General features: G+C 44.0%; 19 protein-coding genes. 7 read left to right on the top strand and 12 right to left on the bottom strand.

The annotated features are described in order from the left end of the window. The first annotated feature begins 142 nt into the window (after nt 1–142). The gene (locus F6J90_RS09310) at nt 143–1,582 is read left to right on the top strand and encodes a YdiU family protein (RefSeq protein ID WP_366513755.1); all 1,440 of its coding nucleotides are present in this window, start codon (nt 143–145) and stop codon (nt 1,580–1,582) included. Nucleotides 1,583–1,712: 130 nt separating this feature from the next. Here F6J90_RS09310 and F6J90_RS09305 read toward each other — a convergent pair whose 3' ends face one another. Together F6J90_RS09305 and F6J90_RS09300 are read right to left on the bottom strand one after the other, a co-directional pair. Further along, on the bottom strand, nt 1,713–2,285 hold the full coding sequence (locus F6J90_RS09305; protein WP_293092343.1) for a Fis family transcriptional regulator: 573 nt from the start codon (nt 2,283–2,285) through the stop codon (nt 1,713–1,715). 201 nt (nt 2,286–2,486) lie between these two features. Further along, a complete protein-coding gene (locus F6J90_RS09300) occupies nt 2,487–3,140 on the bottom strand; it encodes a sigma-70 family RNA polymerase sigma factor (RefSeq protein WP_071107622.1) in 654 nt (217 codons plus the stop codon). A 163-nt stretch (nt 3,141–3,303) separates the two neighbouring features. Here F6J90_RS09300 and F6J90_RS09295 point away from each other — a divergent pair, with 163 nt between their 5' ends. Beyond that, a complete protein-coding gene (locus tag F6J90_RS09295; RefSeq protein WP_293092341.1) occupies nt 3,304–4,029 on the top strand; it encodes a L,D-transpeptidase in 726 nt (241 codons plus the stop codon). 62 nt (nt 4,030–4,091) lie between these two features. Here the strand turns inward: F6J90_RS09295 and F6J90_RS09290 are convergent, their stop codons facing one another. Together F6J90_RS09290 and F6J90_RS09285 are read right to left on the bottom strand one after the other, a co-directional pair. Continuing rightward, nucleotides 4,092–4,661, bottom strand: a complete 570-nt coding sequence (locus F6J90_RS09290; RefSeq protein WP_293092339.1) for a late competence development ComFB family protein — start codon at nt 4,659–4,661, stop codon at nt 4,092–4,094. A gap of 1,154 nt (nt 4,662–5,815) precedes the next feature. After that, nucleotides 5,816–6,760 (bottom strand): M23 family metallopeptidase, encoded by a 945-nt coding sequence (locus tag F6J90_RS09285; RefSeq protein WP_366513733.1) that lies wholly within the window; start codon nt 6,758–6,760, stop codon nt 5,816–5,818. Between the two features lie 405 nt (nt 6,761–7,165). Here F6J90_RS09285 and F6J90_RS09280 point away from each other — a divergent pair, with 405 nt between their 5' ends. After that, complete coding sequence (locus F6J90_RS09280) at nt 7,166–8,032, top strand: hypothetical protein (protein WP_293092337.1); 867 nt, start codon at nt 7,166–7,168, stop codon at nt 8,030–8,032. A gap of 362 nt (nt 8,033–8,394) precedes the next feature. Here the strand turns inward: F6J90_RS09280 and F6J90_RS09275 are convergent, their stop codons facing one another. Further along, the gene (locus F6J90_RS09275; RefSeq protein ID WP_293092335.1) at nt 8,395–8,616 is read right to left on the bottom strand and encodes an RNA-binding protein hfq; all 222 of its coding nucleotides are present in this window, start codon (nt 8,614–8,616) and stop codon (nt 8,395–8,397) included. Nucleotides 8,617–8,823: 207 nt separating this feature from the next. Between F6J90_RS09275 and dapF the strand changes: the two genes are divergently transcribed. Then, nucleotides 8,824–9,669, top strand: a complete 846-nt coding sequence (gene dapF, locus F6J90_RS09270) for a diaminopimelate epimerase (protein ID WP_293092333.1) — start codon at nt 8,824–8,826, stop codon at nt 9,667–9,669. Nucleotides 9,670–9,691: 22 nt separating this feature from the next. Here the strand turns inward: dapF and murF are convergent, their stop codons facing one another. Then, entirely contained in the window at nt 9,692–11,065 is a 1,374-nt protein-coding gene (gene murF / locus F6J90_RS09265; protein WP_293092331.1) for a UDP-N-acetylmuramoyl-tripeptide--D-alanyl-D-alanine ligase, read from the bottom strand. 332 nt (nt 11,066–11,397) lie between these two features. Between murF and F6J90_RS09260 the strand changes: the two genes are divergently transcribed. Further along, nucleotides 11,398–12,684, top strand: coding sequence for a hypothetical protein (locus F6J90_RS09260; protein WP_293092329.1), 1,287 nt, complete (start codon nt 11,398–11,400; stop codon nt 12,682–12,684). 118 nt (nt 12,685–12,802) lie between these two features. On the opposite strand, the gene pth is transcribed toward F6J90_RS09260, so the two are convergent. From pth to F6J90_RS09240, 4 genes are all read right to left on the bottom strand, one after another. Beyond that, nucleotides 12,803–13,447, bottom strand: a complete 645-nt coding sequence (gene pth / locus F6J90_RS09255) for an aminoacyl-tRNA hydrolase (RefSeq protein WP_293092327.1) — start codon at nt 13,445–13,447, stop codon at nt 12,803–12,805. 211 nt (nt 13,448–13,658) lie between these two features. Beyond that, nucleotides 13,659–13,883, bottom strand: a complete 225-nt coding sequence (locus tag F6J90_RS09250) for a DUF2811 domain-containing protein (protein ID WP_070391159.1) — start codon at nt 13,881–13,883, stop codon at nt 13,659–13,661. 384 nt (nt 13,884–14,267) lie between these two features. Then, nucleotides 14,268–14,483 carry a hypothetical protein gene (locus F6J90_RS09245; RefSeq protein ID WP_293092325.1) on the bottom strand — a complete coding sequence of 72 codons (216 nt, stop codon included), beginning with the start codon at nt 14,481–14,483 and terminating at the stop codon, nt 14,268–14,270. 116 nt (nt 14,484–14,599) lie between these two features. Further along, nucleotides 14,600–16,120 carry a cryptochrome/photolyase family protein gene (locus F6J90_RS09240; RefSeq protein WP_293092323.1) on the bottom strand — a complete coding sequence of 507 codons (1,521 nt, stop codon included), beginning with the start codon at nt 16,118–16,120 and terminating at the stop codon, nt 14,600–14,602. Nucleotides 16,121–16,510: 390 nt separating this feature from the next. On the opposite strand from F6J90_RS09240, the gene F6J90_RS09235 reads away from it, so the two are divergent. After that, nucleotides 16,511–16,663, top strand: a complete 153-nt coding sequence (locus tag F6J90_RS09235) for a hypothetical protein (RefSeq protein ID WP_293092322.1) — start codon at nt 16,511–16,513, stop codon at nt 16,661–16,663. A gap of 8 nt (nt 16,664–16,671) precedes the next feature. On the opposite strand, the gene F6J90_RS09230 is transcribed toward F6J90_RS09235, so the two are convergent. Further along, nucleotides 16,672–18,018, bottom strand: coding sequence for a serine/threonine-protein kinase (locus F6J90_RS09230; RefSeq protein WP_293092321.1), 1,347 nt, complete (start codon nt 18,016–18,018; stop codon nt 16,672–16,674). A 491-nt stretch (nt 18,019–18,509) separates the two neighbouring features. After that, nucleotides 18,510–18,644 carry a hypothetical protein gene (locus tag F6J90_RS09225; protein WP_293092320.1) on the bottom strand — a complete coding sequence of 45 codons (135 nt, stop codon included), beginning with the start codon at nt 18,642–18,644 and terminating at the stop codon, nt 18,510–18,512. Between the two features lie 245 nt (nt 18,645–18,889). On the opposite strand from F6J90_RS09225, the gene F6J90_RS09220 reads away from it, so the two are divergent. Then, complete coding sequence (locus tag F6J90_RS09220) at nt 18,890–20,362, top strand: transposase (RefSeq protein ID WP_293092319.1); 1,473 nt, start codon at nt 18,890–18,892, stop codon at nt 20,360–20,362. Nucleotides 20,363–20,415: the final 53 nt, after the last annotated feature.

Genomic DNA, 20,415 nt, shown 5'->3' with positions numbered 1-20,415 from the left:
CTGACGGCACCTCAAGTAGCGTGAGCTTTTAGCTCACGGCTGACGGCTGACGGCTGACGGTTGTTTGTGATTCTTTGGGTCTTTGTGGTAACTAAAAAACTATTCATTTGCAAACCTATTCTGTAACAGCTACGAAACCCTTATCATTGATATGTTCCTCTCTCTCAACTACGAGCCAGCCTTAGAATCCCTGGGATATGACTATTTTGACGAAGTAGCAGCAGCAGAATTTCCCAGGCATATCCTGAGGTTTCGTAACGACCAATTGCTACCCTGTATTGGGTTAAATCCCCAAGACACTAATGACCAAGACTTTATCCAAGCTTTCGGTAAATTTCAGGGAGTTCGACCTTTTTTAGCCCTGCGCTACCACGGCTATCAATTTGGTGAATATAACCCTAGACTAGGGGATGGCAGAGGTTTTCTCTATGGTCAAGTAAGAGGTATCAATGGGGAACTTTACGACTTCGGTACCAAAGGCTCTGGCACTACACCCTATTCCCGAACTGCCGATGGTAGACTGACTCTCAAAGGAGGGGTGCGGGAAGTCCTTGCAGCTGAAGCGTTGCACCATCTTGGCGTTTTGACCTCCCGCTGTCTGAGCCTGATTGAAACTGGTGAGCAACTGTGGCGGGGTGATGAACCTTCTCCAACTCGCTCATCAGTAATAGTACGTTTTAGCCGTTCCCATATCCGGTTTGGTACCTTTGAGCGACTGCATTACTTTAAGCGTCCGGATTTAATCAAAAAGCTATTAGACCATGTGATTGAGCAGTACTACCCAAGCATAATCCTCCTCAGGGAGGATAAGAAACAGGAGCAGTATGCTCAGTTTTACGCTGAGTTGGTGGAACGAGTGGCTCGATTGGCAGCCCAGTGGATGGCAGCGGGTTTTTGTCACGCTGTCTTAAATACCGACAATATGTCGATTACTGGCGAAAGTTTTGATTATGGACCTTATGCCTTTATCCCCACCTATGACCCTCAGTTTACCGCTGCTTACTTTGACTATTACAGGCGCTATAGTTACGGCAATCAACCTGGAATTTGTCAGTTAAATTTAGAAATGCTTCAGAAACCGTTAGGGATGGTAATCCCAACATCAGAGATGGAAGCAGGTTTAGGGGAGTTTGGGAAACATTATTACCGCAATTATCGGCACTTGATGCTGAATAAACTGGGATTTGAACAGTTGCCAGAATCAGAAGAGTCAGAGTTATTGAGGTTAACGATTCAGTTCCTGCAAGATACTCAGGTGGGTTATCACGCTTTCTTTGCTGAATTAGCCCAACAGTTTGATAAGAGTTGGCGAGATGATGTTAGTCAGATAATGAGCCGAGAATCCTTTTGGGAGTCAGATGCTCAGTATTCCTCCCTAGCAGATTGGCGAAATTTATACCACCACCTTTTACAAAATTTATCAGTTGATCAGCTCAAGGATATGTCAGCACTTTTGCGAGATAAAAATCCGCACACTGCTTTACTCAGACCTGTAATTGAAGCAGTTTGGGAGCCAATTACTCAGGAAGATAATTGGGAGCCGTTTTATGAGTTAATCAGGAAACTACAAGCTAAACACTGAAATAGTGATTAGGAAATAGTGATTAGTTCCAAGCCGAGGCCAGAACCATTTAACCCAGTGACTTGTATTGTCTAGGTATACAGTAAGAACCTACCGGACATGATCCAATATCCCATTTAATTCAAATTAGTTAATTTAAATTAGGATTATTGACATTTCCATTAAGTTCTGGTATGACTACTGAAGGTCTAGGAGATGACACTGGAGCTTTAGGTATCTCTAGCAGCGGTCGATTCAGAGCAATCCTGAGGGGTTCTGCTTTCGGGGATGGAGTTACGTTAGTCGCTATCTGTGGGACTGGTGAGGGCCCATTAGGCACAATCATCGAAACCGCACCGACAAACATGGCAGCAATGGCAGCACCACCCCAAACGAATTTTCGGCGATTCCGGCGGCGGTCAATTTTTGAGAAAACTTGCTGTACCAGTTCTTGAGCTGGTTGCTCTGTTGGTGGGACGGGCATGGTTCGGAATGCCTGACGTAGCATCAGCAGTCGATTGTATAATCGTTTGGCATCTGGGTCAGTTGCCAATAGCTGCTGCACCTTAGAGCGCTCTGCTGATGTTACTTCCCCATCAACGTAGGCACTGATTAATTTAAAGCTATTGGCCGTAGGCCACGCTTCGCGATCGCGCTTGAGGGAATCCATATCTTTGGCAGATTCCTGCCCATAAGTGTTATCAGGGTTAAATTTAGAGGTCATTTTCTCATCACCAACGAGTCATAGTAAACTCCCCACACTAGATCTCCCATATTTTTTATATTAAGGGAATAACCAATAAAGGAAATCCGGCTGATATATAAACATCTGATCAAGCTTTTCTCGTCAAATCCGGCTGATATATAAACATCTGATCAAGCTTTTCTTGTAAAGATTTGATATATTAAGTAACTATACTGATGTTTAGGAATCTAGATAAGCTTGCAGGTGAGATTGTAATCTCGCTCTTGCTCTAGCAATTCTAGACTTAACGGTTCCGAGAGAAGCGCCAGTAATTTCGGCAATTTCTTCATAAGCCATACCTTCGATTTCCCTAAGGATAATGGTAGTACGGAACACTTCTGGCAACTCTGAGATTGCCTTGTGCAGTTGCTCATAAAACTCTCGGGTCGTCATATCTTCTTCTGGACCAGGCTCTGCTGAAGCAATTTCCCAATCCATATCGCCATCATCCATATGACGTGGTGCATCCAGAGACAGGGGGTGGGCTACCCGCTTGCGTTTGCGGAGCTCATCATAGAACAGATTGGTGGCAATACGGCTTAACCAACCTTTGAACTTGACTGGTTCATTAAGTCGTTTAATATTACGGTAAACCCTAATCCACACCTCTTGGGCTAAATCGGACCGATCTTGCCAGTCTGGTGCCAAGTGATACAAAATCTTATCCACGTGGGACTGATACCGACGTAGTAGCTCAGCAAAGGCTGTGCGGTCAGGACTCATCCCTTCCTGACAGCGTAAAACCAAATCATAGTTAGAGAGTTTCTCAGGTTGCACCGGCAGTTGAGGAAGCGTTACCTCTGTTGACCAGGATAGAGAAATTGGTTGGCTCATGATTGGAATAGCTTTTAAAACTTTCTTCCTCTCATTGACTCCCAACTTCTGGGATTGGTTCCCGCTGATCTAGCACTAGTCGTTTCTTACATTTTCACGCTCGTAGTGGACTGAGCCAGCCAACAGCCAATTAACTATTAATTAACTATTAATTAAATTAATTATGGCCATTAACCACTCAATTAACACCAGCTTAATGATATTTTGCTTTGGGTCAGCAGGATTGTTAATCTCAGCTACACTACCACAGCTTAAGCTGAAGCAACTTACACCTGAGATTAGCCAGGTCTTGCCAGCCACCTCTCGGTTGACCATAGCACGACTCGGTACACTAGAGACGTTGACAAAAACTTCTTCAGTATACCCGGAACTGGCACCGTTGTCATCCGAAAAGACAGGCTCAGATCTGGTAAAACCTCAGGTAACACCAAAGAGACTGAAATCAAAAATTCCCAAGGTTTTACCAGCCACCTCTTATTTTACTGACGCAATTGCTGCTATTACTTACCAGGTAGTTGTGGATTTGAGTGATACTACGGTCTACTTGTACTGGGGAGAACAATTGCTCCAGAGCCACCCAGTTGCCATTGGTAAACCAGGTTGGGATACACCCACTGGCAGTTTCAAAATTATTCGCAAACAACCCAACCCTATTTGGAAAGAACCGATTACTGGTGAACTCATACCTCCTGGACCTGATAATCCTTTAGGAGAAAGGTGGATTGGTTTTTGGTCTGACGGGCACCATCAAATCGGGCTTCATGGCACTGATGAAGAAGAGCTAATCGGCAAAGCGGTTTCCCACGGCTGCTTACGGATGCTCAACCAGGATATTAAACAGTTGTATGAGCAGGTAAGTCTAGGAACACCAGTTATTGTGAGAGATTAAACATCTCAACCGAAAAATTGCCATGGAAAAGGGATTTTTAACCATCACCTGTTAACACTGACTCAACGTAATCCATGTAATCCATTTGAGCGCTGAGCCTTTGGCTCAAAGCCTGGTGCACAGCCCTCTAACATACTACTAATCTGTCCCATCAGATCTTTGCTGGTTTTTTTGCGGATTGCTTGGCGATCAGCGCCAAAATCAGGTCGCTCTAGGTATTTGGCTATGGCGTCCTTGACTTGATGGTTAATTAAATCCTTTAGGTCTTCCTTTGCTCTTTTACGTTGGTATTGAGCACCTTTTTCGGTAGTGGCATAGAGAGGGGGAAGTCTATTGAGGGCATAGGCAGCAATATCTCCTACCTCCAGAAAGCGATCGCACTTTTCTTCTATGTTCGTAACTTGATCAATTGCTTCGCTTAATACCAACTCTTCCATAACATTGATAAACTGCTTGCGAGCAACTGTAACCACCTCACCGGATAGAAGCGCCCCCATCAGTTTGTCTAATGCCATATATTCTTCAATGGAGAGTTCCGAAGCTGTGTCACAAAGGCGACCGACCTCACTCTCCATCAGGGGAGTTAAGTACCCATCTTTCAACGCTTTTTCTACAATTTGCTCAATTCTCATGAGTAGATTTAATAGCTATTGATTTAATGGTCAAAATAATTAATAGTATAATCTAGGAATTTAGCTTCGTCTTGATCTGATTAAGCTGATCCCGATGGGTGAATCTGGGGGATTTCGTGAAGCGGAGTGAGTGGTTAGTGGGATTTCCTAGTAAAATCAAAAAAAGAGTAGGAGTAAGTTAGCCATAGGGCTTTAGCCTATGACTAACTACAAACACGAGTAATTTATGGAGTAGTGGTCAATAACCACTAAATCCTAAGGGCAGGACAAGTTAACAGCTAACCAATAGGGAAAGGGCAAGAGGAAAGAAAATTTTTCCCTCTTGCCGGTTACCGATACTTTTTAGCTACCAAAGTCTACCAAGATAGACCAAGGCCCGCCAAGGCAAGATGCTTTCACATCCAGGGGGTATATCCGCGCTTATCTGACGGAATATCCCGCGAGCGCCATAAAAATGTCAAAAAAGTTGGTTCCACCGGGATTACAGCGCAACTATTAAACCCTTGGTTTTCGGCTTTAATTTAAGTTACATAATAATCCCTGTCGGTGTTACCCTAATTTAATTCTAACAAATAATAAGAGTTTTTGGTAGACTCTGCGACATTTTTTCTAGCTGTTTACTAACCTTTAACCTTTAACCTTTACCCTTGATGTTTAGATTTATCTATCATATCAAATCTGCTGGCTTCGTTGTTGTATTGGTGATCCAGGTGACATACTCCCGACGCTGACAAGCGCGGTACAGCGCGGGCTTCTTACCAACACCATCCAACGATATCGGCTTTCGCCGACGCTGCGCGAACGGTTACACAGGTTACTTTATTAACGACACGGTCAGAAGTTACCGTAAGGTACTGGTCGCCTTTATGGTTGGTAGGCTTAGGGTAAAAAGGTTAAATCTTATTGATTAAGGCGACCAGTACTATCGGTTTCGTCTCCGGGATGCCCCGACCCGCCAGAACAATACAACTCGTTCTATGTTTAGCTAGTAGGTGGCGGTTAGCTCTTAATTTGTTTTCCCTACTGTCCCTAGTATATCCCATTGGCATTTCGACGTTCCGACCCTTGCCCCGCGCTTCCCATACGACACTTACCCAATGAAGGTAAAGTGCGGGGCTTCTCGCGGTTTAGCTAAGTGATGGGCTAGGGTCAGGTCAATTCACACCTTCCCATCTCCAGGGTACTGGGTCAACCGACTGACCGTGAACATAGAGACCCCAATGTAGATGAGGACCAGTGGAAGCACCTGTAGAACCAATGCTACCAATGACCTGGCCAGCTTGAACGAAATCCCCCTCTTTAACTTTAATTTGGCTCAAGTGCAGCATGATACTGAGTACCCCTTGACCATGGTTAATCCCTACGGTGTTACCATGAACCCGGAAACCTTGAGACTCTCGTCCCACTAGTGCTATTCGTCCTGCTGCTGGTGCTACTACTGGTGAACCGAAGCCACCGGCATAGTCAACACCACGATGGTAGTAGTTGTTAGCAAAGACACCGTTGTAGTAGCGACGAATACCGAAAATGCTGGAGACACGAGCATTGTTGGGTCTATAGAACTTACCATTCCAGAATTTTTCTGGTGTCACTAATTTTTTAAACTGGGCAACCCGATTTAATTCAAACTGGGTTGCTGGGGCAGACGCTTTGCCAGACAACCGGATGCGTTGGACAGGGAAAGACCGATTCTGAAGTGGTACAGCTATGTTGTTGACTTTACCATCACCAGTCACCCGCAAAACCAATTTTCCTGGTTTATCTAATGGTGTAGTGGGTAGTAAAGCTCGATAACGATTTGTCCCTGTCGCAAAGGTAGGATAGGTCTTTTGACCCATAGAAACGGTCGGTGGTGAACCGACTGTTTCCGTTTGAATTACCACCGACAAAGTATCGCCTAATTGGGGATTTTCTGGTTGAACTTGTACCTGTAAAGCTTGCACTGGTTGGCACAGGGCTACAAAACCCGATGCCAGGGCTATTGCTATAGTTGTACTCAGGCGTTTGGCAAGGTGCTTTGCACTCAGAAGTGGGGTGGGACTAGAAGGAGAATAGTGCTCTACGTCCGATAGTGAGCCATGAGAGGATAATGATTTCACTGATTTATGCAAATTAGACTATAGATTTTTACTCTTCAGCTACTAGGGCATAGACTATCATTTAGCCCAGTGTGTTTCCAATTCCATCTAGTTTGCAGATGAACGGGACCTTTGAATATTGAGTCAGGTGCCATCATAAAAGGACATCTAACTAAGGTGGATAGTCTATCACACTAACGGTTAGGCTAACTCGGTGGATGGATTCTCTATATCAATCAATCCCAAACTATGAAATAGTTTTTTTTAAGGGTAACTCACGATTGCCAAACTAAGTCGAGGTTTAAATTAATGGACAGTTGGATCATCAAGCTCCATGACTTCATTGGTGAAATCCCATTCCTGGTGATTTCTTTAATTACAGCCGTAACATTTTGCTTTTGGTTAATTCCCTACACCACTGACTTGATGGTCAGCTGTGCAGCGGGTCTTGCTGGTGACTATTTAGGGCGCGAGCAACGCACCTTGGTGATTAACTCAAGTACCAACAATCCTGAGTTACTTTTAATGCTTGTCTCACTGGGATTAGGTAGGCTAGGAGGGATAGCTACCCCACTAGGATCAAATTTTGCCAACATTTATCTTATGTTTATTGTTGCCCCATTATTTGTTTTATTTAAGTGGTTTTTAAGGAGAGATTTCAATAAAATATTAAGCTTAATTACTCTAATTAATCGTGAAAAAAAGTTGGTTATTTGGCATTCAAGCTTGTCTTTAACTATGTTTGGATTTGCCAGTATAGCCTATTGGTGCCTAACGGGAGGCTTTCAGTTTAATTATTTATCAGAAGACATCCCATTGAGAACATGGCACTGGTTATTAATCGGAGTGTTGATCTGTATAATTGGGATTGGGATATTTGTGTATTTTGAAAATAACTTGAAAAAGAAGCGCCCAGGATTATTTGAAGATATAACTGAGGAAGATTTTGAGTCAAACTGGTTTAAGTTTATTGTAGGGACTACATCTCTGACGGGATTATGTTATATTTTAAATTCATTATTTTTGGCCTATACTGAACTCTATAGTTCAGTATTAAGTCAGTGGTTGGGCTCAGCAGTTTTTGTGGGATTACATTATTTTATTGGTAGTCTGATCTCTTCTTTACCAGAAGCTAATGTGGCAATAAAAAACTATGAACGTCTAAGTTCACCGGATCTCAATACAGCCCTAGCATCAGCAAGTCAATCAAATATGACTAATCTTGCCCTGGGATGCTTGGGCTGTACTATCGCAACTATCTTGTTACTGACTGGACTAAGCTATAAGTTGTAAATCAAAAATAAAGTACGAAGTATGAATGTAGAATGCAGAATTAAGAATGTAGAATTAAGAATGTAGAATTAAGAATGTAGAATTAAGAATGTAGAATTAAGAATGTAGAATTAAGAATGTAGAATTAAGAATGTAGAATTAAGAATGTAGAATTAAGAATGTAGAATTAAGAATGTAGAATTCTAAATTCTACATTATAAAATATTGTTCGCCTTTGGCGTTCGGTGTAGGGTAGGTTGAAGGGTAATGCTTGGTTGTGGATCAAGTTTTTAGTTAACCTTGATCCACCAATAAACCCATTTCAGTCTACCCTAAACCGAACGTTATCCAGCGAACAGTCTTGAGCCTTGAGCCTTGAAGCTTTAGCCTTGAGTTGCCTCTGGCTTTAGATAAGCGATCGCATGATAAGGGATCATGATGCTCTGCTGATCTTGAGTGATCAGACACAGGCAGTTTTGATCTTGCCAGCACAATTTCCCCCTGAAGGAATCCCCAGTGAGAAGTTTGAGCTCTAGGAGTTGTTGGTCTTTGATATAGCCTTGAATTTGACTAATACTGGGCAAGCCGGTATCGAATTGGGCCATAATCACAAAAAATCGTGGGATGTTTGGGAACCCTACCAATCATAACCAATCATACTTGGCCAGGAGGGTTTTTGGTGTTTTGGGCAGCATAATCAGAAAAAGTATTTTAAGCAGTCGGTAGCTAAATCGAGGAAAATTCGCGAAACTTAAACAAAAGGCTGCAAAAGAATTACCATTGCACCAGAGTAGATCAATAGGGAGTTTACTATGGAGTTTACAAAGTACCATGGACTGGGGAATGACTTTATTCTGATTGATAATCGGGCTGACCCAAAACCCAGAATAACCTCAGAGCAAGCGCTGCAGCTATGCGATCGCAATTTTGGAATCGGTGCAGATGGTGTTATTTTTGCCTTGCCAGGACAAGAGGGTACTGACTATACGATGCGGATTTTCAACTCTGATGGTTCTGAACCAGAGATGTGTGGTAATGGGATTCGCTGTTTAGCAAAGTTTCTGGCTGATTTAGAGGGGGCTAATCACAAAACCCACTATCGGATCCATACTCTGGCTGGGGTGATCATTCCTGAACTCAAGGGCGATGGTAAAGTCAGGGTGGATATGGGGATGCCCCAGCTTAGTGCAGCTCAAATTCCCACTGTTTTGGCAGAGGCTGACCAAAAGGTGATCAATACCCCCATGGAAATAGCAGACAAATTATGGGAGGTTACCTGTGTCAGTATGGGGAATCCTCACTGTATCACCTTTGTGGAGGATGCGGATGCCATACCTCTGGAAACCATTGGTCCACTGTTTGAGCATCACTCAGTTTTCCCCCAACGAACCAATACAGAATTTATCCAAGTGGTGCGTCCGGATTATTTGAAGATGCGGGTTTGGGAGCGGGGTGCTGGGGCAACTCTCGCCTGTGGAACGGGGGCTTGTGCGTCTGTGGTGGCTGGTGTGTTAACTGAGAAAAGCGATCGCATTTGTACCGTGGAGCTTCCTGGTGGTTGTCTCGACATTGAATGGTCCGAAACCGACCAGCGAGTTTACATGACTGGGCCAGCTGAGCAAGTTTTCACCGGTAAACTATCGCAAATCTGGGGATAAGCCCAGATTTGTTGGCTTGAGATCAATCTTCCTTGGAAAATCCGGCTTTAAACTGCTTGACTACTTGATCGAGACCAACGGAATGGGAGGCTTTAAACAATAGACGATCCCCAGGTTGGACAAACCCCAGTAGATGTTCGACTAGAGGATTAGAGTCACAGAAACACTCAACTGGCACCGAAGTAACACCGGTTGCGATCGCTTCCGCTTCTGGCTCACTTTCATCCACCAAAATCCGCAAGCCATCTAGATTTAGTTGCTCAACCTTTTGACCCACTTGCTGATGAAGTTCACCGGATTTGGTTCCCAATTCCTTCATCGCCCCAAGTACCGCTATATGCCGTTTGCCAGGAGTCTGAGCCAGCATTTCTAGAGCAGCTACCATAGATTCAACTCCAGCATTGTAGGTTTCATCCAGAATCACTACATCGTTAGGTAACTCATAACGCTGGGATCGCCCTGGGGGTAGCTCAACGTTTAAACCATTCCTGAGGGTTTCCCAATCGACCCCCAATAATTTCCCAATGGCTAGGGCCGCGAGATAGTTCAGGGCATTGTGGCGACCTGGGAGGGGGATAGGAAACTCCATGCCCTCTACTTTCAGGATTTCTGGTGCAATCAACTCTCCTTGGACATCACCACCCTCTAAACCGTAGGTTATGGTTTGCCCTTGCCAAACCTGAGCTGCGGTATCAATTAGGCGTTGATTGTCGTGATTGAGAACCGCGACACCGTTGTTGGACATATGGGCTAATAACTCACACTTGGCTTTTGCGATCGCTTCCGTAGAACCCAACAGACCAATATGAGCTGTACCCACATTAGTAATCACCCCTGCGGTGGGGTTGGCTATCTCGGTCAACTCAGCAATCTGTCCTGAACCACGCATTGCCATCTCGATTACAGCATAGTCATGGTCTGGTGCCAACTCCAGCAAGGTTTTGGGTACACCGATTTCATTGTTGTAATTGGCCTGGGTTTTGAGTACAGTTCCTTTAGTAGACAAAACTGCTGCGATTAGCTCCTTAGTGGTAGTTTTGCCTACAGAACCAGTGACAGCAATCACCGGAATCTCAAACTGGTCACGCCACCACCGAGCAATTTGCTGGTAGGCTTTGAGAGTATTTTCTACCTGAATCAGCGGCAAACCTTCGAGTTGGGTAACTTTAGTCGCCTCAGCAATGACCGTTAATGCCCCCTTCTCTACAGCCAGAGCTGCATAATCATGACCATCAAACTTTTCACCCCGCAGCGCTAAAAATAGTTGACCCGGCTCAAGGTGACGGGTATCAGTGATAATGCCAGTGAATGACTTTTCCAGGATTTTTTCTGGAATGTTTACTGTCTTGGCGGCGAGAATGTCAACTAATTTTCCTACAAGAAGCCGACACACCATAACCTTATTTTTCCCCCAGTGTCCTAATTGTGCTGTTTTCTCTAAACGCTCTATTTTCCAGGTAAGCCAATAAATTTCACATTGTTTTTACTTAATTTTCACAATTTCCACTCATTTGCACAATTAGGTAAAGAGTAGATGAAGATATACTAATACTAGAATAGCTCACCTTCAGTTTAGGTGATCATTAGAATATATCTACCGTCGTAGATTAATTGTGATACGCCGGACTCTCTTTGTGTTAGCTAAGCCATTCAAAGTTGAATTTTCATCTTCTCAAGCCAACCACCATTGATGAGCCCTAGCTTTAGCACCTAGGAGAGCTACCTAAAGTGACCACCTGGAGAGACTCTAAAGAATCGGAAATTCGACATATTAGCCTGCAGGAGCAGCAAGTTTACAATCACTTACTCCAGTGGGTAAGGGTAGAATCACCAAAGCAATCAATTGAACGCTTCCAAAGGCTCTTCCTAGATGGAGTGGGATACGAAGATTTCGAAATCTGGTTGGCCTTGGAAAAGATAGTAATGGATAAGCGGGCTCCGACAGAGTTCCGATTTGTGATCAATCGCTGCTGCCATATTCTGATCAATCACTGGCATCTGAAACCACACACCAGAAGAGCAGTCCAAGAATTGGTAGCTTTGTTTGACCATGTGCCGTCTCCTTTGAGGGTTCACTCTCGGGCTCCTAGACGCCTGCGGGAACTAATGCAGATGTTCAAAAGAACAGAGCAATATCTAACCTTGCAACGTCTGTCTATAGTAATGAATGATACACCTCAATACTCTAATGGTTCTAAGCGAGTGGCAAACTTGATTCAGCGGTATCCTTACTTATATGAACATTGCTTACTAAGTGAAGACAGCTCTCAGGAATATCAGCAAACTGTCCGGCAAGTTCAAGCTAGGGTTCAACGGCGCTTTGAGTGTGATTTATCTAAGTACGTAACCTATCAGGTGCGATGCGCCAATGTCATGCGAAATCGGTCGAGCACGACTCCAAGACGAATTATTCAACCAGTGTCAAATCCGACATTGCTGAGCGAACGGGAGTTGGCGAGTGCTCTCAAGGAGTTTTTTGGCAAAGTGCAAGGGTCTTACACCTACCGAGATGTTGCTCGTAGCTTCCATACCCACAGTCGGCACACAGTCTATTTCAAAGACTTCAAGGACGATTTATATGAATATTTGATTGCCTCGATTGACCCAGCCTATGGGAAGCAACAGTTTAACGAGCGATTGTATACTCATTTGCAAAACACCTTGCCTGAATGGGATTACCAAAGGCCCAATGAATTTATGGTGGTGCGCACCTGTAGTCAATTGTTAAACTTTTTGGTGGTGGAAAGCCCTAAACGCCCCAATCACTATACATTTGTTGATTTGATTACCAATCTAGGAACCACCATTACCACTGGACTATTGCTCAAGATAGTATTGATCTGCCGTAAAGTCAAGCCCTATTTAGAAAAGCGATTTTCGATTCTGTTTAACCACTACGAGTCCGAAACTAGAAACAGCGTACCCTGGTTAGTCCCGTCTCTGGAAAACTTGAATATTGCCTTGAGTGTACACTTTGGCTCAGCTGATATCTCCTGCCTTAATCAGATTATGTGAGTTATAGCGTAGCGCTATAAATAGAGCTTGTAACTATAGCGTTGATCATACCTATGAGGTACACAGGATTTTTTCCGACTCCCGACTTCCCTACTCCCTACTCCCTACTCCCTACTCCCTACTCCCTACTCGCTGTTCCCTTTGCTATAGTTGCTAGATTCCGATTATTGTAGAGACTCATTGCTTTTTCCACACCTTGCTTAAGAGACAGTTCAACCGCCTCAACTGCTAGTTGGACTACCTCAGACATTAACTCGGCTTCCTGGGGTGAAAATTTTCCTAGGACGTGGGAGATCGTGTCTGGCTTCTGACTGGATTTGCCGATGCCAATCCGCAGGCGAGGGAAGTTTTGCGTACCCAGATGGGCAATTGCGGATTTCATGCCATTGTGTCCTCCCGCTGAACCAGAAAGGCGCAGACGCAAACGCCCTACTGGTAAGTCCATATCATCATAAATGATCAGGACTGACTCAGGTTTTAGCTTGTACCAATCAGTCACCGCCCGAATTGCTTGTCCAGAGCGATTCATGTATGTAAGGGGCTTGAGCAAGCTTAGCTTATTTCCTTTTAGTCCAATTCCTTGACCAAACCATCCCTGAAAGCGGCGATGTTCGCTTCCTGAAATCTGTAATCGACCTGCGATCGCATCGACCACTTCAAAACCGATATTGTGCCGCGTTTTATCGTACTTGGGTTCCGGATTACCTAAACCCACAATCAGTTTAGGAATTATACTCTGTCCGGTTGTTTCGATAGTGCTCATAGTCAAAAATCGTTTCGGTAATGGGTAATGGGTAATGGGTAACCCATTACCTACGGTTTATGATCTCGATGTTCCCGGACATCACAACAAGGGAGTGGGGAGTAGGGTGAAGGCGTGCAGGTATGGGTGCTGAACTTGACACGTCATACTTTACACGTTATATTTCACACGTTATATTTCACACGTTATACCTTTCCCCATCCCGGATTAATTAAGCAGGATATTGAAAGAGGGATTCCAGATACACACGAGCACAAGCCCGATAACTCTGGGATGTTTCTGGGGTCTTACCAATACCATTTTGGAGCAAAAACAGAGAAAGTGCTGCTGCGAAGACCCGGTCTTGGTCCCAGCTAGGATGGGTTTCTAGGTAGCGCTTGAGAGACTCGTGCAGGTCTTCGGGGATTTCTGCCAGGATACTTACAGTTGCGTTCATATTCACCTCTTCATATAAAGGTATTTTTGGAAAAAGCCACCTGATTTCAAGCACTTCAGATAACTGCCTTGGCCAAAAGAAAGCCAAGACAAGCTAGCACCGAAGCACTGAATTTTGATGCCACCCTTGCTTTAGTTCAGAACTATCCCCAAATAGGGTAGGGTAGTCCGTGCTAACCCCTGCTAGTGGGCGTAGGTTAGCTTAGAGCAAATTTTTTTATAGGTTGGTCGCACCATTTTCATCTGAAATGGGGTGGGTTTGTCAATGCTGCGAAATATTACAAGTCTTGTTCAAATTCCGAAAGGTATACGAAATAATCAGGGTTTGAGGCACTTTTTTGTTACATAACTTTACAGAAACTGCGGTCTTAACTGCTGCGGAATACTAAGTCGGGAAAATCCCCAGTAAAACTGGAATACCTAATGCCACCGTTGAGGCTTGTGGAAAACTATGGGAAAACTGTGGAAAAGGTTGAAGCTCTGTGTGGAAACAGTGGGGAATCTGTGGGGGAAAGTTGGGACAAACGATAAGAATTCTTACAGTTTCGCGCTTCGGTGGAAAACTGGTGACAACAGATGGGGCAACTGTGGATTGTGACACCTGATATATTAGTGAACTAAAACTAGTTAACTAAATTTAGCTAACTATTTAATTGACTCCTTAAGGAAAAAACAATGAAAAAAAATATAACCACTGACTAATTGCTTATAACATAATTATGTGGTATGTTCGGGTATATTGTCGCTACGCCACCTGAGAGCTTCTTCACGAATTTGTTGTATGTCTTGATCAGAGATTCTGTCGATGTGAGACAAGACTAAACTCATGCGGCCTTGAGCCTTGAGTTGGTCACGGTGGCGGCAGAGAAAATCCCAGTAGAGGAAATTAAAGGGACAGGCTCCCTCCCCAGTACGTTTCCGAGGATTGTAAGCACAACTGCTGCAGTAGTCGCTCATTTTATTGATGTAATTAGCTGATGCAGCGTAAGGTTTGGATGCTAGGATGCCGCCATCGGCAAATTGACCCATGCCAATGACATTGGTTTGCATCACCCAATCATAGGCATCAATAAAGGCTCCATGAAACCATTCTTCTATTGATTGAGGGGAAACTCCAACAATTAGAGCAAAATTGCTCAACACCATCAGTCGCTGAATGTGATGGGCGTAACCGGTGCGTTCAACCTGACTCAAAATTTGGAGTAAACAGTTCATGTCTGTTTTCTCGGCATGCCAGTAAAAGTCAGGTAGGGGCTGGGTGTGGTTGAACCAATTGCTTTGGGAGTAGTCAGGGTTCATATAGATATAAATGCCGTGCATATATTCCCGCCAACCCAGGACTTGACGAATAAATCCTTCTGTGCTGCTTAAGTCGAGTTGGTTTTGGTGATAAGCGTTCTCGACTGCTTTAATTACTTCTTCAGGTTGGAGTAAGCCGATATTGAGGTAAGGGGAAATTAGGGAGTGCCACATGGTATCTTCGTTGGTGACCATGGCATCTTGATAGGGACCAAAATTGGGAAGGCGATGGTGAATGAAAAAGTCTAATACTTGAAGAGCTTGATGGCGATTGACCGCCCAACGGAATGGTTCGGTTTTTCCGTAGGTGGGATTTTGAGCATTAACGGAGTTGATCACCTCTTGGGTGATTGGGTCGGGTTCAAACCAAAGGGCGTCTGGTGGATTTAGATTGCGTTTTGGGGGTTTACGATTTTGTTTATCGAAATTCCATTTCCCACCAATTGGCTGATTTCCTGCCATCAAACTATTAAATCGCTTGCGCCCCACCCGATAGAAGTTTTCCATAATCAGACGTTTTTGAGATTTCGCCCAGGTTTTAAAATCAGACTCGCTCCACAGAAAATGATTGTTGGGAATAAAGGTAATTTGGCAATTGAGTTTTAGGTTGCCAATCATTTGGGCAAAGGGTCGGTCATTGGGCGTCATTACCCGTAGTTCGGTAATAGTATTTTTGGTGACCCAGGCTTGGAGGGGCGTTTCAAAGTCGTCTGCTGTTTTATAGCTGACTGGCCAACCTTGCTGGCGTAATTCCTCAGCAAAGTGGCGCATGGCTGACCAAATGAATACGAGTTTTTGGCGGTGGTAACGTCTTTGTTGGACGTAGCTTAGGGATTCAATCAGAATTACTGGCGTATTTTGATGGTTTTGTTGACAACTGTGTAGGGCTGATTGTTCAGTCCAAAGTTGATCCCCTAGTACCCAAATCCCGATAGTCATTATGGCTAATGCTTTTTACTGTATTGAAATCATACAATAATCTGAGGGATTTTCGTCTTGAGTTAATGGGAGTAGGGAGTAGGGAGTAGGGAGTAGGGAGTAGGGAGTAGGGAATAGGGAATAGGGAGTAGGGAGTAGGGAGTAGGGAGTAGGAAAAAAAAGGGGGTAATTAGATTAAAAAGTCCCCCTTATTAAGGGGTATTTAGGGGGATATTAATCAGAGATTAACAAAACTTACATGCTGCCAAATTCGAGCATAATTCAGCAGTAATAATAATTAATTTTTATGTGTTTTTTTAGGTAAAATCAATCAAATAATAGTTATATAGAGCAGCTATAAATTGGTTTATAACTGCTCTATATAGCGGTTATATAGCGGTTTTTAGCATAATGAGGTACACAGTATTTTTTCCCTGTTCTCTGTTCCCTATTCCCAGATCCGCTGTTCCCTACTCCCTACTCCCTACTCCCTACTCCCTACTCCCTGTTCCCTGTTCCCTAAAATCCAGAACGAAAGTACCTCACCAAATTACAAACCGCTAGAAAAACCGCTAAATACTACATATATCAAGGCGAGAGAAGAGAGATACGCCACCCATGAAAAAGGCAAAGTATGCCCAACCGGAAAAGAATCCGACATAGCTGACTGGTAGATGCCCTTGGGGAGCATTGAGGGTGAAGGGCAGGTCAACGTAATCTAGCCACTTTTCGTTGGTGTGCCATCCGAGTTGATCGCCAAAGCGACAGTAAGTTTCATAGTCATAATCGGCACCAGGAGTTACCTGCACACTCTCGGTGACGATGCTCTGCCAGATTCGCTTCTGTACACTAAAGCCAAAGCGCCCATTGCTGTACTTTACCCAGAGGGTGTTGAGAGTATAGAGGTCTGTACAAGGAAAGGTGTTGATATCTGGGATGTCAAGCCAGCCTTCTTGTTCTCGTCCTGCTGCTTTGAGCATAAGAGCGAGAGTTTCTTGATCTGCCTCTTGCCACTTTCTATGGATTAGTAAATCCCGTAATGGGCGGTAATCTACTCCTACATCAGAACTAAGGTCATCAACTTCACTCAAAGAGATGAAATAATCGTCTTCAGTCAAGGGCTGTAACCATTCGTGCACTGACTGAGGACGGTCTTTTGGCTCTAAGGCCATGCCTTGGAGAATTACTTGATTTAAGCGATCGCTAATACTAGGAACCAGTTGGTTTGGTGGCACCAGCTCTTCACCGTCATACTTGCGGTAAATTGACTCGGTAGGATTTAGCCCAGTTACGGCATGGTACATCGAAGCCGCTAGAGAGTAGACATCTACCGTGGCGTGACGACTGCCTTGGTAGTATAGCTCGTAGGGTCGAAATGGTTTATTGTCAATATGGCTCGATACATTACTATCTCGGAGTATATCCCCAGGAATGCCAAAGTCAATCAATACCGGTTTGCCACTGTTACTGACCACGATATTATGAGGGCTGATATCTAAATGCACCAGCCCTACTCCATGGATTAGATTCAACGCTGACCCAATTTCAGTGATGTACTCTACTGCATCAGTTTCAGGTAATGGTCCTGTGCGTTGTACCAACTTCCACAAACTTTCCCCGGATATAAAATCCATCACTAGGCAGTAGGTATCTCCTTCTTGAAACAAGTCTCTGACCCGCACCAGGGATTCAAGGTCACCAGACAGTTGAGCCAGCAGTTGTCCTTGCTTGATAAATTGTTCTCCATAGTTGGGGTAGTCTGGAGCCAATCTCAGGCTTTCGTGTGGTGTTTTAATTACAACATCTTGATTAAGTAACTGATGAACTGCTTTGTAGGTAATTCCAAAAGCTCCACGTCCAAGAATTTTCTCGATCTTGTATTTACCACCATGTAACAGCTGTTGCTCTGACCAGACCATATAGATTAGTTGTTAGTTTTTTCTTGTTAGTTGTTTATGATTCGTTTTTCGGTTTAGTAGATTTACCCTGGCTCCAACGGGGATTATCAACAATTTTCAAACACCCTAAATTCAAATAATATTGATAATACAATTAATGCTATAGCATTATTGAGTGAGTATTCAGCTATCAGCTATCAGCTATCAGCTATCAGCTATCAGCTATCAGCTATCAGCTATCAGCTATCAGCTAATGCCTTACGGGCACGCTACTTGAGGTGCTTTTGAAGAAAACAGGTAAGCATTGGTTTAATCTGAGTAAAGTCACCTCCCAGCGTCGAAGCCTGTGCCACAAAGCTGACGGCTGAAGGCTGATGGCTGAATGCTTACATTATTGAGATGCTATTAAATCTGATAATTAATTTTTTTAGGATTAATTTTCAGTCCTCATATACTTTAGTATAATTCCCTCAGGTTTGCCATCCTCTGGCCGATCAGGTGTTAGCCGTTAATTACTCTGTTAAGAGAAAAAAGCTAGCTATAGGGAGTAGGGAGTAGGGAGTAGGGAGTAGGGAACAGGCAAGAGGCAATAGGCAAGAGGAATCCCCCCTAACCCCCCGCGCGTAAGGGGGGCGGCCAATAGGCAAGAGGAATCCCCCCTAACCCCCCGCGCGTAAGGGGGGCGGGCAAGAGGGAAAAAATCCTGTGTACCTCATTAGGTTAGAAAGCGCTATACTAAAGCTACTGACAAATGCGTTCGCGTAGCGTGGCCATAGGCCTTGCAGTTAAGTCCCAAAAAATTCGGATAAATGGGGATCTAATGGGACAAAACGGGCATTGACATTTATATAGCGCTATATTATACTGGCAGTATAGATTCAGGTTGTTGATAATGCCAAAACAAGTAGGAGCAGCAAAGAAGATATCGACTCAGGTTGTCCCCGTTGTGGGGATGACTAAGTCGGTTGAGACTGAGCTGTTGCAGGTAATGAAAAAACTAGGCATCGTCAGGTCTGAGTCTTACAACAAGCTAGGTAGCATCAGTCATTGGGGACTTGATTGGAAAAAATCCTATCCAGAAGTCAGAACTTTCAGAAAGCCCGAGTCCTTAGGGTTGCCTTCCAAATTAATGGAATGGACTGTCAGCGATGTCGCCAAAGCCATTACAGCTCAACAAGCGGCCTGTACTGATGCAATCACAAAAAAGCTCTATAAGAGGTTTCCTGGGAAGAAAAACCAGAGGGCAAGAAAGGAGCTGTGCAAACAACTCAAGACTTTGGCTTTTCTGGACAACCCGTTACTACACAGGCTTGTCAGAAAGGAGTTTCAACGGGGTCGTTCTTGGGTTAACAATCAAATAGTCTACCAGCAAGGGGGGTATTCATGTAAAAGGCTGTCTCGCCATACTTATCAACTAGAGCTAGCTGGCCTAAAAAGAGGAAAAAGAAACAGGATTATTGTCAAATCTAACCGAAAAATCAAAGGACAGATCCGGTTAATCTACAACAACCTACTACAAAGATTCGAGATTCATTTTCTAGTCGATCACGGGAAAGTAGAGATTTCTTATGAACGTCGGGCGATTGGGATAGACAAAGGATACACCGAGGCTTTTTACGATTCAGAAGGCCAAGCTCATGGTCAAAACCTGGGAAAACTAGCCACCAAAAAATCTAATCGAATATGCACAAAAAATAGGAACAGAGGAAAACTTTGGGCAATACATAGGAAATTAGAAAAAACCGATCCAGTTAAATCGGCTCGGATACTCAAAAACAATTTAAGCAGAAAAACAGAAAATCGCCGATATAGAAAAAATCAATCAGAGATCACAGCGATTATAGGTGCTGCCTCTAAATCTCTTTTTGACGGAGAATCACTTTTAGTTTTTTCTGAGGATTTAACACAACCAATAAAAAATAAACGCCAATCCAAAGCCATGTCTCGCAAGCTTAATAGCTGGATGAAAGGAGAAATGCGGGACTCTCTAGAAAAATGGGCGAACTGGACTGGCTCAGTTGTAAAAGAAGTCCAGCCTAGCTACACGTCGCAAATTGACTCCGTAACTGGAACCCTATTAGGGAAAAGGAGCGGGGACAGTTTTACCAGATTTGATGGGGTCGTGTTGCAGGCTGACCACAATGCTGCCAAAAACATCCTTGCTCGGGGTATAGACTTCGAAATTACCCGGTACATGAATAAAACTGAGGTTCAAGCAGTGTTGTTGCGCCGTACCGCGCGTTTCTTGAGAGGTATGGGACTGAGTTTAGCTGATGCGGTTGAGCTTGGATGGCTTGACTGTAAGCATACAAAAACTCGGGCTTTCAAGGAACTCCTTGCCGGGATGCAAGGAGCGCCCAGATAGATGAGTGGAAGGCTTGACTCCAATTGCTGTATAACCACTCCTCACTCGGGCAA

Origin of the sequence: Moorena sp. SIOASIH (genome assembly GCF_010671925.1) — a bacterium.
Lineage (GTDB): Bacteria > Cyanobacteriota > Cyanobacteriia > Cyanobacteriales > Coleofasciculaceae > Moorena.
This window is presented reverse-complemented; position numbering and strand designations above follow the sequence as displayed.

Excerpts from the sequence above, each read along its gene's own strand:
- pth (WP_293092327.1), bottom strand. The coding sequence starts at position 13,447 with ATGAGCACTATCGAAACAACCGGACAGAGTATAATTCCTAAACTGATT.
- F6J90_RS09275 (WP_293092335.1), bottom strand. The coding sequence starts at position 8,616 with ATGGCCCAATTCGATACCGGCTTGCCCAGTATTAGTCAAATTCAAGGC.
- F6J90_RS09290 (WP_293092339.1), bottom strand. The coding sequence starts at position 4,661 with ATGAGAATTGAGCAAATTGTAGAAAAAGCGTTGAAAGATGGGTACTTA.
- F6J90_RS09230 (WP_293092321.1), bottom strand. The coding sequence starts at position 18,018 with ATGGTCTGGTCAGAGCAACAGCTGTTACATGGTGGTAAATACAAGATC.
- F6J90_RS09280 (WP_293092337.1), top strand. The coding sequence starts at position 7,166 with ATGGTCAGCTGTGCAGCGGGTCTTGCTGGTGACTATTTAGGGCGCGAG.
- murF (WP_293092331.1), bottom strand. The coding sequence starts at position 11,065 with ATGGTGTGTCGGCTTCTTGTAGGAAAATTAGTTGACATTCTCGCCGCC.
- F6J90_RS09295 (WP_293092341.1), top strand. The coding sequence starts at position 3,304 with ATGGCCATTAACCACTCAATTAACACCAGCTTAATGATATTTTGCTTT.
- F6J90_RS09240 (WP_293092323.1), bottom strand. The coding sequence starts at position 16,120 with ATGACTATCGGGATTTGGGTACTAGGGGATCAACTTTGGACTGAACAA.
- F6J90_RS09220 (WP_293092319.1), top strand. The coding sequence starts at position 18,890 with ATGCCAAAACAAGTAGGAGCAGCAAAGAAGATATCGACTCAGGTTGTC.
- F6J90_RS09305 (WP_293092343.1), bottom strand. The coding sequence starts at position 2,285 with ATGACCTCTAAATTTAACCCTGATAACACTTATGGGCAGGAATCTGCC.
- dapF (WP_293092333.1), top strand. The coding sequence starts at position 8,824 with ATGGAGTTTACAAAGTACCATGGACTGGGGAATGACTTTATTCTGATT.
- F6J90_RS09250 (WP_070391159.1), bottom strand. The coding sequence starts at position 13,883 with ATGAACGCAACTGTAAGTATCCTGGCAGAAATCCCCGAAGACCTGCAC.
- F6J90_RS09300 (WP_071107622.1), bottom strand. The coding sequence starts at position 3,140 with ATGAGCCAACCAATTTCTCTATCCTGGTCAACAGAGGTAACGCTTCCT.
- F6J90_RS09235 (WP_293092322.1), top strand. The coding sequence starts at position 16,511 with ATGAGGTACACAGTATTTTTTCCCTGTTCTCTGTTCCCTATTCCCAGA.